This window comes from Ruminiclostridium papyrosolvens C7 (genome assembly GCF_000421965.1).
GTDB classification, from domain to species: domain Bacteria; phylum Bacillota; class Clostridia; order Acetivibrionales; family DSM-1351; genus Ruminiclostridium; species Ruminiclostridium papyrosolvens_A.
This window is the reverse complement of record NZ_ATAY01000057.1, coordinates 1-662: the sequence shown is the minus strand read 5'-3', so window position 1 is coordinate 662 and position 662 is coordinate 1. Positions and strand designations below refer to the sequence as shown.

The window sequence follows — 662 nt, the reverse complement described above, 5'->3', positions numbered from 1 at the left end:
TTTTTTCATTAATAGATGCTGATTTATTCAAACTATCCACTAAGTACTTAAAACCATTCTTATAGAGGCCTTTGCTTAGGTGATAGTCAGCTAATTCATAATAAAGGCGTGCAAGACGTTCTTCAATAGTCTGTTTAGTATAAACATCATTTGAATGTTCTGCTTTGACTATTGAAGAAATATCAAATCTTTCAAGAATGCTATCAACATTATAATGATAACGATTGGCCGCCTCGATGATATTCAATAAAGATAGCAATCGTTCGTCTTTGTTGGATTCAAGATACTGGATGTATTCTGGTAGTACGCTAAAATCTCCAGCTGACAACTTGGTGACCATTGTATTCATCTTAGCCCAAGCATAGAATTTTTCTTTCCAAATAAGCGTATCCTTATCATCTTCTCTTACCCAATCTAAGTTTGCGTACAATGAGATGTATTGCATGGCTCGTTCATAGTCTTTCTTGATTTCAAAAACGCTGCCTAATAGTAGATTTGAGTAAGCTATATATGTGAAAAGTGGTGTTGTTAGTTTATAGTCTTGATGATTATATTTTGTAGTTCTTTGATATAGGATTTCAGCCTTGTTTTTGAGTTTTTCAGCCGTTTCCTCTACTTTGTCCCACCGGCGTAATGAACGGTATGTATTCGCTAAATCCTTC

1 protein-coding gene is annotated in these 662 nt (G+C 34.6%); it reads right to left on the bottom strand.

Annotation, left to right across the window (positions count from 1 at the left end; all coding sequences use genetic code 11):
* Positions 1-662 (bottom strand): hypothetical protein (locus L323_RS41400; protein WP_020815963.1); only part of this gene is annotated, 662 nt, incomplete at both ends.